11 protein-coding genes and 2 tRNA genes are annotated in these 14,221 nt (G+C 40.2%); 8 read left to right on the top strand and 5 right to left on the bottom strand.

The genetic code is table 11. The features are described 5' to 3' along the window. Positions 1 to 12 precede the first annotated feature (12 nt). The 4 genes from kbl to ACESK1_RS01480 all read left to right on the top strand — a co-directional run bounded on the left by kbl (position 13) and on the right by ACESK1_RS01480 (position 6,526). Entirely contained in the window at positions 13 to 1,206 is a 1,194-nt protein-coding gene (gene kbl / locus ACESK1_RS01495) for a glycine C-acetyltransferase (protein WP_372917199.1), read from the top strand. A gap of 178 nt (positions 1,207 to 1,384) precedes the next feature. Then, complete coding sequence (locus ACESK1_RS01490) at positions 1,385 to 2,818, top strand: OmpA family protein (protein WP_372917197.1); 1,434 nt, start codon at positions 1,385 to 1,387, stop codon at positions 2,816 to 2,818. A 65-nt stretch (positions 2,819 to 2,883) separates the two neighbouring features. Next, the gene (locus ACESK1_RS01485) at positions 2,884 to 5,640 is read left to right on the top strand and encodes a PD-(D/E)XK nuclease family protein (protein WP_372917195.1); all 2,757 of its coding nucleotides are present in this window, start codon (positions 2,884 to 2,886) and stop codon (positions 5,638 to 5,640) included. Continuing rightward, positions 5,627 to 6,526, top strand: a complete 900-nt coding sequence (locus tag ACESK1_RS01480) for an alpha/beta hydrolase family protein (protein WP_372917193.1) — start codon at positions 5,627 to 5,629, stop codon at positions 6,524 to 6,526. Before ACESK1_RS01485 ends, ACESK1_RS01480 begins: the two co-directional genes overlap by 14 nt. Before the next feature lie 107 nt (positions 6,527 to 6,633). Here ACESK1_RS01480 and ACESK1_RS01475 read toward each other — a convergent pair. Together ACESK1_RS01475 and ACESK1_RS01470 are read right to left on the bottom strand one after the other, a co-directional pair. After that, positions 6,634 to 6,732 (bottom strand) — tRNA-Trp (locus ACESK1_RS01475). Between the two features lie 33 nt (positions 6,733 to 6,765). Continuing rightward, positions 6,766 to 6,842: transfer RNA gene (locus ACESK1_RS01470), tRNA-Ala, on the bottom strand. 74 nt (positions 6,843 to 6,916) lie between these two features. On the opposite strand from ACESK1_RS01470, the gene ACESK1_RS01465 reads away from it, so the two are divergent. Then, complete coding sequence (locus ACESK1_RS01465; protein WP_372917191.1) at positions 6,917 to 7,417, top strand: GNAT family N-acetyltransferase; 501 nt, start codon at positions 6,917 to 6,919, stop codon at positions 7,415 to 7,417. A gap of 62 nt (positions 7,418 to 7,479) precedes the next feature. On the opposite strand, the gene ACESK1_RS01460 is transcribed toward ACESK1_RS01465, so the two are convergent. Together ACESK1_RS01460 and ACESK1_RS01455 are read right to left on the bottom strand one after the other, a co-directional pair. Continuing rightward, entirely contained in the window at positions 7,480 to 9,219 is a 1,740-nt protein-coding gene (locus tag ACESK1_RS01460; RefSeq protein ID WP_372917189.1) for a M14 family metallopeptidase, read from the bottom strand. A gap of 10 nt (positions 9,220 to 9,229) precedes the next feature. After that, on the bottom strand, positions 9,230 to 10,873 hold the full coding sequence (locus tag ACESK1_RS01455; RefSeq protein ID WP_372917187.1) for a M14 family metallopeptidase: 1,644 nt from the start codon (positions 10,871 to 10,873) through the stop codon (positions 9,230 to 9,232). 134 nt (positions 10,874 to 11,007) lie between these two features. Between ACESK1_RS01455 and ACESK1_RS01450 the strand changes: the two genes are divergently transcribed. From ACESK1_RS01450 to ACESK1_RS01440, 3 genes are read left to right on the top strand one after another with little or no spacing between them, the layout of a single operon-like run. After that, positions 11,008 to 12,336, top strand: a complete 1,329-nt coding sequence (locus ACESK1_RS01450) for an MATE family efflux transporter (protein ID WP_372917185.1) — start codon at positions 11,008 to 11,010, stop codon at positions 12,334 to 12,336. 57 nt (positions 12,337 to 12,393) lie between these two features. Next, positions 12,394 to 13,161 carry an enoyl-CoA hydratase/isomerase family protein gene (locus tag ACESK1_RS01445; protein WP_372917183.1) on the top strand — a complete coding sequence of 256 codons (768 nt, stop codon included), beginning with the start codon at positions 12,394 to 12,396 and terminating at the stop codon, positions 13,159 to 13,161. 45 nt (positions 13,162 to 13,206) lie between these two features. After that, positions 13,207 to 13,395 (top strand): hypothetical protein, encoded by a 189-nt coding sequence (locus ACESK1_RS01440; RefSeq protein ID WP_372917181.1) that lies wholly within the window; start codon positions 13,207 to 13,209, stop codon positions 13,393 to 13,395. 111 nt (positions 13,396 to 13,506) lie between these two features. Here the strand turns inward: ACESK1_RS01440 and ACESK1_RS01435 are convergent, their stop codons facing one another. Then, positions 13,507 to 14,160, bottom strand: coding sequence for a 2OG-Fe(II) oxygenase (locus tag ACESK1_RS01435; protein WP_372917179.1), 654 nt, complete (start codon positions 14,158 to 14,160; stop codon positions 13,507 to 13,509). Positions 14,161 to 14,221 lie beyond the last annotated feature (61 nt).

Below are 14,221 nucleotides of genomic sequence, written 5' to 3'. Positions count from 1 at the left end.
AAATCGATTAAAATGTACGGAAAAATAAAAGATCATCTTGAAAAAGAACTTCAGGAGATAAAAGATAACGGATTATTTAAAAGAGAAAGAATTATCACCAGTCCGCAGGATGCCGTGATAAAAATCTCAACCGGCCAGGAAGTAATAAATTTCTGCGCTAATAATTACCTGGGCTTATCTTCGCATCCCGAAGTTATCCAGGCCGCAAAAGACACTTTAGACTCGCATGGATTTGGAATGTCAAGTGTGAGGTTTATTTGTGGGACTCAGGATATTCACAAGGAACTGGAAAAAACGATCGCCGATTTCTACGGAACCGAAGACACTATTTTATATGCGGCAGCCTTTGACGCCAATGGAGGAATCTTCGAACCTCTATTCACTGCGGAAGATGCGATAATCTCAGATTCTCTTAATCATGCTTCTATAATTGATGGAGTAAGACTGTGTAAAGCTGCACGCTACCGTTACGAAAACGGGAATATGGAAGATCTCGAAAACCAACTTAAAACCGCAAACGACAAAGGTGCACGATTTAAGATTATCGTTACCGATGGGGTATTTTCAATGGACGGATTGGTAGCTCCACTGGATAAGATTTGTGATCTCGCCGATAAATATGATGCGCTGGTTATGATAGACGAATGTCATGCAACAGGTTTCATTGGAGAAAACGGAATTGGAACCCTTGAAGAGAAAAATGTAATGGATCGCGTGGATATCATTACAGGCACTCTTGGAAAAGCTCTGGGTGGCGCAATGGGTGGATACACAACCGCCAAGAAAGAAATCATAGAAATGCTGCGTCAACGTTCGCGTCCCTATCTCTTTTCAAATTCCCTCGCGCCGGCTATCGTTGGGGCTTCAATTAAGGTTTTTGATATGTTGAAAACCGATTCTTCCCTTCGGAATAAATTAAAAGAAAACACAAAATACTTTAAAAGCGGAATCAAAGAAGCCGGTTTTGACATAATAGACGGTGATGCTGCAATTGTACCGGTGATGCTTTACGATGCTCAATTGTCGCAAAACATGGCTGATAAACTACTTGACGAAGGCATTTATGTAATTGGTTTTTTCTATCCGGTAGTGCCTAAAGGTAAAGCCCGTATAAGGGTTCAGCTTTCTGCAGCTCACGAAAAAGCACATTTGGATAAAGCCATTAAGGCTTTTACTAAAGTGGGAAAAGAACTGGGAGTGATCTAATTAACTTTGAATTTCTGTTAATAAAACAGTAAAATAGAGGCCTAAATTTCCTTCAAATCGCTGAAAAACTGCATTAGACAAGGGTTTATTAAGAAAACTTTATTATTATCCACTTTGTTAATATACATTTTGCGTCTACTTTTGTTAACAATTAACACTTAAAACTAAACAATTGAATATGAAACATCTTAGCAAATTATTAATGGCTGCTGTGTTGGTATTTGGGCTTACTTCGGTAAACGCTCAGGATGCCAATAATCCATGGTCTATTGGTCTTGAAGCCAATGCAGTAGATTTCTATCCTACTGGTGAAGATGCTCCCCTTGGAGGTACTTTCGATCAGTATTTTAATGTGGGTGACCACTGGAATATCATCCCTGCTGTGTCCAGAATTTCAGTTGGACGGTATATTGGCGGCGGATTTGTTTTCGAACTTGATGGTTCAATGAACCAAATTGACAAATATGGAGATATGGGAACCAGTAATCTTTCTTATTACTCCCTTGACGGATCTTTCAATTACAGTCTTCGAGCAATGCTTAACGAAGGATGGTTAGATCCAGTAATTGGTATTGGTGGGGGTTACACCCGCATCGGTGACTCGGGAGATCTTCCTATTACAGATTTAAGCGCTGCCACCTTAAACGGTAAAGTGGGTCTTAATTTCTGGTTTAGCGACAATGTAGCCCTTACTGTTGAATCTAATTACAAACATGTTTTTGATACCGATATGGCTACGCATTTCCAACATGCTGCCGGTGTGAAATTTATGTTTGGTGGTACTGACACTGATGGTGATGGTATCTACGACAAAGATGACGAGTGTCCTGAAACTCCAGGTCTTCCTGAATTCAACGGATGTCCTGATACCGACGGTGATGGCATTGAAGACAGACAAGACGCCTGTCCTGATGTAGCTGGTCTTCCTGAATTTGATGGTTGTCCTGATACTGATGGTGACGGAATCCCAGATCCTCAAGATGACTGTCCTGAAGTAGCTGGTCTTGCCGAGCTTAACGGATGTCCTGATGCAGATGGCGATGGCGTTCCAGATCATGAAGATGACTGTCCTGAAGAAGCCGGTCCTGCTGAAAATGATGGGTGTCCTTACGAAGACCGTGATAATGACGGAGTTCTTGACAAAGATGACGAATGTCCTGACACTCCTGGAACCGTAGAAAATGACGGTTGTCCAGAGCCGGATGTTGAAGTTATTTCTGAATTGAATGAGTACTCTAAAACCGTACTTTTCGACCTGAATAAAGCTACCATCCGTGATGAATCTGAAGAGGCGCTTCAATCTATCGCCGATATCATGGAAGAATATGATAACACTATCTTCCATGTTGAAGGTCATACAGACAGCACCGGAAGCGACGAATACAACCTGCAACTTTCTAAAGAACGTGCAGCTTCTGTTAAAGAATGGTTACAAGAAGCCGGAATTCCAGCCAACAGATTGACTTCTGAAGGTTACGGTGAATCCAGACCAATCGCAACTAACAATACTGCTGCCGGAAGACAGGATAACAGACGTGTTGAAATTTCTTTGGATAAAGACAAGGAAATGAGAAACCAGGAAACTGAAACTGATACTACTGATATGAACTAGTAGAAAAGTTTAAAACTTTATTTAAAAACGCCCCGATTAATCGGGGCGTTTTTTATTTTTATGAAATGATTTCTTTTATATCGCAGGTCCTTCAAAAACTCTTAAAATCAGAAGAGAACATTTCAGAAACCATTTTTATACTCCCCTCAAAAAGAGCCGGGAGTTTCTTATTGAATGAGCTTTCAAAATTAAATCAAAAGCATCTTTTCGCCCCAAAAGTTTACAGTATTGAAGAGTTTGCTCAAATTATTTCCGGACTTCAGCCTATAGATAATACTATTTGCTTGTTTGAGTTCTATGAAGTTTACAGAAAACTAACTCCTGAGGAGGAACGCGAAGATTTTGAAACTTTTACTACCTGGGCCCAGACCCTAATCCATGATTTTAATGAGATAGATCGGTACCTTATAGATCATAAAAGCTTTTTTAATTATCTGGCCGGAATTCAGGATATCAATCATTGGTATCTTCAGAAGGATAAAACCGAATTAATAGAAAACTACCTTAAATTCTGGCACAAGCTTCCTGAATATTATGCTGAATTAAAAACTAGTCTTCTCTCCAGGAATCGGGGATATCAAGGCCTGATTTATCGGGAGGCTGCTGGAAAAATTAAAAATTACACTTCCTCTGAATCTCAGAAACATGTTTTTATTGGCTTTAACGCCTTAAATAATGCCGAACAGGAGATCATCCAACATTTATTGGAGCAAGGGAAAGCTGAAATTAACTGGGATCTCGATGAGATCTTTTTGAAAGACAAAGAACATTCAGCATCGATTTTCCTTAATCAATATCTTAAGGAGTGGCCAATCTATAATAATGAAACTTCTTTACCTGAGGTAAAAGAGTTTTCAAAAGAAAAAGAAATAGAACTAATTGGGGTGCCAAAAAATATCGGACAGGCTAAATATCTGGGAGAGCTACTCTCAGGTATGGAGCAAAATCAATTGGAAAATACGGCTGTCGTTTTGGGAGAAGAAGACCTTCTGTTGCCTGTTCTAAACAGTTTGCCACCGAACATCCGGGATTTGAATATCACGATGGGATTTCCTCTCAAAAATGCTCCGTTAAGTTCTCTTTTTGAAAAGATCTTTCATATTAATCTTAATGCAGCCTCCGGGTTCTATTACAAAGATGTGATTTCAATAATTAATCATCCTGCCTTGCATAGCATTCTCCAACCCGCCGCCGATGATTTTTCAGGAAAGATCAAAAAGGATAATTCGGTTTATATTAGTTCAGAAGAAATCATTCAGCAATTTACAAGCGGAAATCAAAAGATCATAAAGGCTTGTTTTGATGAGGTGAATAACAAACCTGAAACGCTCATCAGGAATTTCCAGATGCTTATTCAGGAAATCAAGGGTTTTTATAAGAGTCAGAAAAACAGCATTGGCCTGGAGTTTTTATATCAATTTCATATTCTTTTCAACAAACTTGAAAGTCTCCATTCAACTTATCCCCATATCCGGAGTTTAAAGACACTCCATGGTTTTTACAAGGAAATAATGACGACTCAAAGTTTGGATTTTCAGGGAAAACCCTTTAAAGGTCTTCAGCTAATGGGAATGTTAGAATCCCGGGCACTCGACTTTGAAACGGTGATTATTACATCAGTGAATGAAGGAATATTGCCTTCGGGGAAATCACATAATTCCTTTCTGCCTTTCGATCTTAAAAAGGCATATAAGCTCCCGACTTACAGTGAGAAAAATGCCGTTTATACCTATCATTTTTATCGGCTAATGCAACGAGCAAAAAAGGTGTATTTGATCTATAACACCGAGCCGGACGGGATGAATACCGGTGAGAAAAGCCGGTTTATTACACAGTTGGAAGTAGAAAAACATCCAAACCATAAATTGATAAAAAAACTCATAAGTCCAAAAGTACCCACTCTTACTTCAGATTTAAAAGAGGTTAAAAAAACTCCAGAAATCATTGAAAAACTTAAAGAGTTGGCTACCTCCGGATTTTCACCTTCGGCGCTTACCACCTACATCAGAAACCCAATAGATTTTTATTACCGCTATGTGCTTGGGGTAAGAGATAGTGACGATGTAGAAGAAATCGTAGCCTATAACACCCTTGGGACGGTTATTCATGATAGCCTGGAAACATTCTACAAGCCCCTGGAAGGAAAAAACCTTACTGAAAATGATATCCTGCAGTTTAAGAAACGTATTCCGGAGGAGATCAGTCTTCAGTTTAAAAAATCCTACACCTCTGTCCCTATGGATCGCGGGAAGAATCTTCTTATTTTTGAAGTTGCAAAACGCTACCTGCAAAATTTTCTTCAGCAGGAATTAAACCGAATAAAGAACGGGGATGAAGTTAATATCCTGATGATCGAGGAGAACCTCAAAACTCAAATTAAGATTGAGGCATTGGATTTCCCGGTTTACATAAGAGGAAAAGTCGACCGACTCGAAAATACTAACGGTATTACCAGAATTATTGACTATAAAACTGGCAAGGTTCAACAGGCTCAACTTAAAATTGTAGATTGGGACTTACTGGCCTCAGATTATGATAAGTACAGCAAAAGTTTTCAGGTTCTTACCTATGCAAGTCTTATTACAGAAAGCCTGGATTTAAATCCGCCTGTGGAAGCCGGAGTGATCTCCTTTAAAAATCTGCAGAACGGATTTTTGAAATTTACCAAGAATGAAAAGGCGAATCAAAGAAGTGGAGGAAAAACCGAACTTGATTCCGAAATAATGGGTGCTTTTCAGACCGAATTAAAGAAATTAATTGTCGAAATTTGTGATCCAAATACGGCATTTATCGAAAAAGAAATCAAAAATGGAAATTACTAAAGAAACTAATCTTCAGATAGAAGGAAAACACAATAAACCTATACTCGCAGACCTTTATTTTAATACTGAAGATAAACCGAAACCTGTTATCATATTTTGTCACGGTTACAAAGGTTTTAAAGATTGGGGTGCATGGGATAAAATGGCTCAGTTCTATGCCGAAAAGGGCTATTTCTTTGTGAAATTCAACTTTAGCCATAACGGAACCTCTCCTGAACATCTAACAGAATTCCCCAATATTGAAGCTTTCGGAGATAATAATTACACTAAAGAACTTGATGATCTGCAATCGGTTATCGATTGGCTTTTATTACCAAATTTTCCACATCTGGCCCAGGTAGACCCTTCCAATATTAGTTTAATTGGCCACTCCAGGGGTGGCGGTATTACAGTTATAAAGTCGGCTGAAGAAAAAAGGATTACCAAGCTTATTACCCTGGCGGCAGTAAGCGATTTCGCTTCAAGATTCCCCAAAGGAAAAGATTTGGAGGCCTGGGAGAAAAAAGGGGTACAGTATATCACAAATACCCGCACGAAGCAACAATTACCCCATCATTACCAGTTTTACAAAAATTTCAAGGAGAATAAAGAAAGACTTAATATACAGAAAGCAGCTAAAAAGCTGGAAATACCCCATTTTATTGCTCACGGTAGTAACGATACAACAGTTTCAATTGCCGACGCGGGAAATCTATTCGAATGGAGTCCTGCCTCCAAATTACTTCTGGTAGAAGGCGCCAATCACACCTTCGGAATTTCACATCCCTGGCAAAAAGAAGAACTAACCAGGGAATTTCAACATGTGTTGAACAAAAGCCTTGATTTCCTTAATGCCAATGCACAGGAGCTATTCGACGAGTACCTTGAACTTGATGAAAACGATTAATTTCTTCGGAAGAAAATAATTCCAGGCCACCCTAATTCGGGTGGTTTTTTATTATTTTGAAACAGGAAAAGTGCGAAAATAAAAAAACCACCGCGAAACGGTGGTTTTGGTGGAGAATATCGGAGTCGAACCGATGACCTTCCCGATCTGGCATCGGGACGCTCTAGCCCTTTCACGAAAAAAATAGTTGTAGAAGCAAAATATCCGGAAACAAAAAACCACCGCGAAACGGTGGTTTTTGGTGGAGAATATCGGAGTCGAACCGATGACCTTTTGGCTGCCAGCCAAACGCTCTAGCCAACTGAGCTAATCCCCCAATTTGGAAAGGCAAATGTAATAATTTTCTGTAAATTTAAACAAAGAACTTTTAATTAATATTTCTGAATAAAAATGATTAGGAAGGCTAGCCTGAAGGACCTCAGCGAAATCAAAAAACTTACCGAAGCCTGTGCTGAAGCCCTTCAGCAACAAAATATTTTTCAATGGAATGAAGATTATCCAAGCCTTGAAAAGCTCGAAAATGATATTAAAAGGGAAGAATTATTTGTTTATGAGCATAAAAATAGGATAATCGCCATTATAGTGCTCACCCCAAACATGGATGAAGTTTACCAAAATATTAGCTGGCTTACTGAGACGGGAAATAATTTATATGTTCACCGCCTGGCCACGCATCCGGATTTCTGGGGGCAGGGATACGCCAGGAAAATGATGGATTTTGCAGAAGATTTCGCAAAAACCGAAAATTTCACTTCCATTAGGCTGGATACCTTCAGTCAAAACAAACGCAACCAGAAGTTTTATGAAGCCCGCGGTTATCAAAGACTTGGCGATGTTTATTTTCCGCATAAAAACGACCAGCCCTTTCATTGTTATGAGCTGGTTCTATAGCACAAAGTAAAAAGCCCTTCCTTTCCGCAGAAAAGAAGGGCTTTCGATTACTCTTGGATACCTTAACTTTCCCACTCAGCGATCCCGCCTTTTGCCGAATCTACTTTTATGGAATAGTTTCTACCTCCAGAGATGATCCAGCGCACTTTTACTGCATCCATCCCAGGGATATTTTCCACCTTTATGGTTTCAGGATTTACTTCCTGCTCTTCCACCTTATTAAAATCTTCATCATTTACAACCATTCCGGCAACTACCTTCGCTCCTGAAATACTTACAAAGTCGGGACGCTCGATTTTATACTTCAAATCCTGGCTGGAATGTGTAGGCATTAATCTTTCATTGTAAATTGTAGCGGTAACCTGTCTTAAACCACCGCCTAGGTTTTCCTCTTTCACATCAGAGATACTTAGTTTTGGGGTGTGGTAGGCATGATAAACACTAAAAGCCATATTTCGGTGAGCGTCCTGCTCCAGGAGGAATCCCGGGTGCGCCCTGCCAAAGTTCTTTTTGAATCCTCCAATTTCTATTTTACCGTATTGCGGATGGCTATATTCCTCCCAGTCCACAAACGCATCACCAAAGGTAAGGTAACGGTCTACTTTCAATTCCTCATCCTGATTTCCGCGACCCTTATTTTCGTGAAAATAAAGGTAGGAAACCATTAATTCATTGGAGTAAGTATAAACGCCCCTTCCGCCGTAAAACCAATCTAATTCACCACCAAAAACAGAATATAAATCCTTGTAAACCACCAGGTAACGATACCCCGGAATCATTTCCTCTCCTTTTTTAGCAATTTCATCATAGATCGCTACATCTTCACTATTATAGGTTTCAGCATCTTCTTCGGCTCCGGGCCCGCGAAGGATCATCCCGCCATAATTATGATAACTCTGAGCCCCTGCTATATTTGGGTGGTCCATCACAAATTCCATCACCGCCCTGTTCTCTGGTAGGCTAAAGGGATATTTATAAGCCCCGCGTTGAATGTAATCCGGTTGCCATTTCCAGCCCCAGTCGCGGTTGGGATCGTAATAGCCAATCCCGTCTTCATTCACTTCGCCGTCGCCGTCTGTATCAATCCCCTCAAAGCCCAGCATTTCATATTCACCTTTTTCTTCTGCAGCAACTCTTATCAGTTTACGGTCATCCTGTGGATCTTTAATAAACCTGCCGGTTGGAGATTTCCTTATCATCATCGTAATATGATCATCTTCATTAATATCATCGAAACCATCTTCTCCGGCCTTACCGTCTCCGTCATTATCTAAAACGATCATCCCTGAGCGGGGAGAATGCGGAGTATTGGGTTCATTCATATAGTTATTTCGTGCATCAGGATTTATACTGGGATTTATATAAAAAGTTTTGTCTTCCAACAATTCTCTTATAAAATCAAGTTCATCAAACATTTCAGTAAGATACCAGGCCGTGTATAAAGAAAATTCGGTTCCCTGAATTTCATTGGAATGAATATTTCCATCTATGTACATAGCCGGTTTTTTATTCGGGTTCCCAGTATTGAAATCAGAGATTGTGAGCACATAAATATCACGGCCTTCATAAGATTTCCCTATGCTTTCCATTTTAGCCAATTCAGGATAGGCCTTGGCGATCTTTTCCATTATATCAACCATCCCCTCATAAGTATAATACCTGTTCCAGCTAACCTGTACCTCAGGTTGATGCGGTGTTCCTATTGCCCTGAAGAATTTTTCCTGGGCCTCGGCGGGAGCAATATTGAGCAGGAAACTTAAAATTGCCAGAAGGATTGTATTTTGTATATATTTTGAATTCATTTCTCTAAAATTAAAGTTTTACATTGCTCTCCACAAACCCGGTATGAGGTGCGCCAATTCTTAAGTTTGCCGTGCCGCTGCCTTTTACGATCCAGGAAAGCGTTTTCTTTTCGTAGGCTTCCAACTTGTCTACCAGTTTAATAGTGTTTCCTGCCAGAATATCCTTTTTATCCTTACTCAATCTTATTTGTAGTTTCTGAAGCCACCGGGATTTTCCACCCAGTTCAGAATGTGTAGGTAAAGGGGAGTTATTGAAAAGGTCTACGGTAACTCTTGTCAGTCCGCCCCCTAGCTTTTCGGTTTTAAGATTATGCAATTCCAGTTTGGGTTGCATTTCAGCCAGTTTAATGATGAAATCTGTATGATTGGAAGCGATACTATCGGTCATTTGGTACGGCGGGTTGCTCATCGCAAAAGGCTTTATTCCTCCAACTTCAACCTTTTGGTTGGGGAAATCAGGATGTTCTACTTCAGTCCAGGGAAGAAAAACATCCTCTACTACTTCTTTTTCTGCCCAGGTAAGGAAGTTTGTTTCCGCAGTTGGTTTAATATCACCATTGGAAACCGAATCGGTTTGTACACCATTCTCTGTTTTCTCTTCTTTCACTTCCGGCACCCACCAACCCGGAGTGCTGAAGCTAAGTCTTCCGAAGTGAAAATAAGCCCACTGAAAGAAATCCCCGTCTGTTCCCTGATTATCCTGGTTGTATGCCTCATAAGGTATGGTTTCATTATAGATCTCAGAGATCATTTCATTGAGCTTAACATCCTTTTCCAACATCGAGGTAACTACACGCTTTTCGGCTTCAGCTTTATTGAATTTTAAAGGCTTGCTTAAATTATTCGCAGGCCCAAAACTCACAAAAGCAAAAATATTCCAGCGCTCAAATAAATAGTCCAGAAGCGCACGGCTTTCTGGTTGAGAGACCGGAAAATCGCCCGCATAGGCTTCAAAATACGGGAATTTATAAGTAAGACTTTTATTGAAGGCTATGCCCTCTTCGGGATCTTCATTAAATTTTTCGTCCTTATCATTATCAATCCCTTCTGAGTACAGCATATAGCGCTTTTCATCCCTTTTAGCCTTTTCGTCAGCTTTTACGAGTACACGACTATCGCTTTGATGCGGCACATAATCACCCATTGGGCTTTCCACTCGAAGCTTTGAAATCCACCCGTCATTGTTCAGGTCTTCATAAGGGTCTTCACTTATTTCCCCATCACGGTCCTGATCGATTTTTGCTGAATTTCCTCTGCGTTCATATCTCATATCACTAAAATACTGTGCATAGGCATCGGGCGACATATTCGGAAAAACATAAAAAGTAGTTTGGTCCAAAATTTCTGAATGCTCCTGAAGTATTTTCTCTGAAATCTGTAATGCGAGTTCCACGCTTAACAGATGAAAGCCTTCCACGCCTCCGGAGATCGCAATGGCAGGTTTATTTTCCAAATCTCCTTTTCCCAGTTGAAGAGCCCAAATATCCTGACCCCCTTTGGTTTTGGTAAGTGAAATAAGTTTTGCATTTGCAGAGTTTGCCATTTGTTTCAGGCGTTTTTCCACCTGGCGATTAGTAGGATAATCTTGTTGGGAATAGCTGCTAAAGGCAAAAAAGATACTTAACAGCAACAAGCAGGGTAATTTTAAATTCATAAGCTTTTATTGATTTTATAAAATAATTCTCTCAAAAATAGGACTATAATTATGCGAAGTGGTTTAATTTTAAAATTTTTATTCCTGAAAATCCCGTAAACAAGCCTGGATCTTATTTTTATATTTGCGTTCTCTTGGAAGCATCAATCAGTTTTAAAAATATAAATCGCTTAGCTATTCCGGCTATCATCGCGGGAATTGCAGAACCGCTAATTTCACTAACCGATATCGCGGTTATCGGAAATGTTGATACCAATCCTGTAGAGGCCCTGGCTGCAGCAGGGATCGTGGGTTCCTTTCTTTCGGCGATTATCTGGATAGTTGCACAGACAAAAACCGCAATTTCAGCCATTGTTTCTCAACATCTTGGTGCGAATCGGCTGCACGCTGTAAAAACCTTAATTCCGCAGGCTATTTATTTTAATTTCGCCTTTAGCCTGGTGATCTATTTCACCACTGCCTTTTTTGCTGAAGGCATCTTTAGCGCCTATAATGCCGAAGGACTTATCCTCAGTTATTCTGAAGAATATTATCAAATCCGGGCTTTAGGTTATCCGTTTACCCTGGTAACTTTCGCTATTTTCGGAGTTTTCCGCGGACTTCAAAATACTTTATGGGCTATGAAATGTAGCCTTGCGGGAGCTGCCGTTAACGTAGGACTCGATTTTCTCCTCGTCTACGGCATAGAAGGTCTCATCCCCGCCATGCATCTAAAAGGTGCGGCATACGCCAGCCTTATTGCTCAGGCTACAATGCTAATTATGGCCTTATGGTTTTTCTTTAAGAAAACACCTTTTAATCTAAAGTTGAGTTTTAATATCAATCCTCGGCTTAAAGGACTGCTTTTAATGGCGGCCAATCTTTTTGTTCGTACCGCTGCACTCAATTTCGCGATCTACCTGGCCAATGCCTACGCCACGGACTACGGAAAAAATTATATCGCCGCCCAAAGTATTTTAATGAACATTTGGTTGTTTTTCAGCTTCTTTATTGATGGTTATGCCAATGCCGGAAACGCTATAGGCGGAAAACTTCTGGGTGCCCGCGATTATAAAAATCTGTGGGAACTCAGTAAAAAAATTAGCAAATATTCCATTTTCATCGCTTTAATCCTGATGGCGATCTGCGCCTTATTTTATACTGAAATAGGATTGATATTTAACAAGGAAGCTGCTGTTCTGGCCCTGTTCTCTTCGGTATTCTGGATCGTCCTATTAATGCAACCGGTGAATGCCATCGCCTTTATGTTTGATGGAATTTTTAAAGGTCTTGGAGAAGCTAAATATCTTCGGAATCTACTATTGGTGGCAACTTTTCTGGGCTTCACGCCTGCTCTCTTGATTTCAGATTACTTCGGGTTGCAACTTTACGGTATATGGATCGCATTTTTTGTATGGATGCTCATAAGAAGTACCGCCCTGGTGATCAAATTCCGAAGAAAATACCTGCATAAAGAAGTGTGAAGATTTCGTTTGTTCCCGCTTAATATTTTAAATTTGAGGGAAATCAACCGAATAATTATGACCTCAACACCAGAAAACGGAAGTTTATATACTAAAATCGAAAACGGAATTGCTCACCTGGAATTCGGGCATCCGGCAAGTAACTCTTTTCCCTCAGTTCTATTAGAAAGACTGGAAAAGGAAATTGAGAAACTCTCTGATGATGAAAATGTAAATGTTATCCTATTAAAATCGGAAGGAGAAAAAGCCTTTTGCGCCGGGGCCTCTTTTGATGAACTAGTCGCCATAGAAACAATGCAGGCCGGTAAGTTATTTTTCTCCGGATTCGCCAATGTCATTAATGCAATGCGAAAATGCAAAAAACTAATTGTAGGGCGTGTTCAAGGAAAAACCGTGGGAGGTGGCGTCGGACTCGTAGCAGCTTGCGACTACGCTATGGCTACTGATGCAGCCGCAATTAAACTTTCTGAATTGAGCATAGGGATTGGTCCTTTTGTGATCGCTCCGGCGGTAGAACGAAAAATGGGAGTAGATGCGCTGGCCGAACTCAGCCTTGCAGCCCACGAATGGAAAAACGCTTACTGGGCCAAAGAAAAAGGCCTTTATGCCAGGGTTTTTGAATCGATAAAAGACCTCGATAAGGAGATTACAATTTTCATCGAAAAACTTGCCTCATATAACCCAGAAGCCTTGTTCGAGATGAAACAAATCCTATGGAAAGACACCTCTCACTGGGAAGAATTATTATTTGAAAGGGCGGCAATTTCCGGGGAATTGGTGTTATCTGATTTTACTAAAAATGCCTTAGCGAAATTCAAAAAATAACCAGATATCCCTGAATATTCATTATATTAATAAAAATTGAAGACTATGAGCCTATTTCAGGAACATCTGCCAAAAGACCGGCCGGCTAACCGTGAAGAAGAATGGGGATTTACCCTCTGGGAATTTATCGCCGATAACTGGCTTTACTTAATTGCTATCCTCTTGATCCTTGGTATTTTCTTCTATGCTCGCATAAACTGGAGAAAACGTCAGGAAAAACATAGAAACAACTAATGAGCGAAGATACCTGGGAAATATTTAGTTTTCTAAGCGGAATGGGCTTCTGGCTGATTCTTGCTGTAGTTCTAATTGTTGTAGTGATTTACAGCAGATATAAAAAATAATTTAGCGCGTTTTTAACCAACCTGTAATACTAAGCCTGGTTGTATTCACCGGTTTCACCTCATGTTCCAGCACCTGGCTCTCAAAGATCACCACCCTGCCCGGGAATGGGTAAATGCTTTTTGCGATTTCCTTTCCGTTTTCCTCGGTATAAATTACCAGTTCTCCACCATTTTCCGGTTTCCAGTCTTCATCGTTCAAATAACAAACCAATGAAAGTTTTCGCCTACCATCGTTTTGAAAAGTGTCCAGGTGGCGTTTATAAAATGTCCCTTTTGGATACAGCGCATAATGAAATTCTTTGGTCAGAATTCCGAGAAAGCAGGTTTTGTTGAGATAAGCTACAAGAGAATTAATCTTATCAAAAAAATATTTCTCCGCAGGGCCGGCTTCGGCTTCGTTGAGCCAGAGGATAAAATCTCCCCGCACCGATTTAGCTATCACTTCGTTGACTTTATTCCCAATAGCAGCCTTTTTAAATTCATCTTCCCTGTATTTTTGTTTCAGGGAATCGCGTAAGGCGGCCACCTCTTCAGTATCAAAAAAATTATCGGCGATGCAATATTGCTTCTCTACCAAATCGGCTATTATCTCCTCGTAATACGGGTTTTCCCTGAATTCTAATTGTTCAAAAAGTTCGGTGTTAGTCTTTTCCATCGGAACAAAAATTTAGCAAATATACTTCGGAAACAGTTTTATTTCAGCATTAAATTCAGGC

The sequence above is a fragment of the Salegentibacter sp. genome, assembly GCF_041642575.1.
Classification (GTDB): domain Bacteria; phylum Bacteroidota; class Bacteroidia; order Flavobacteriales; family Flavobacteriaceae; genus Salegentibacter.
Note: the sequence above shows the minus strand (reverse complement) of the source record. Positions and strands in the feature narration are given on the sequence as shown.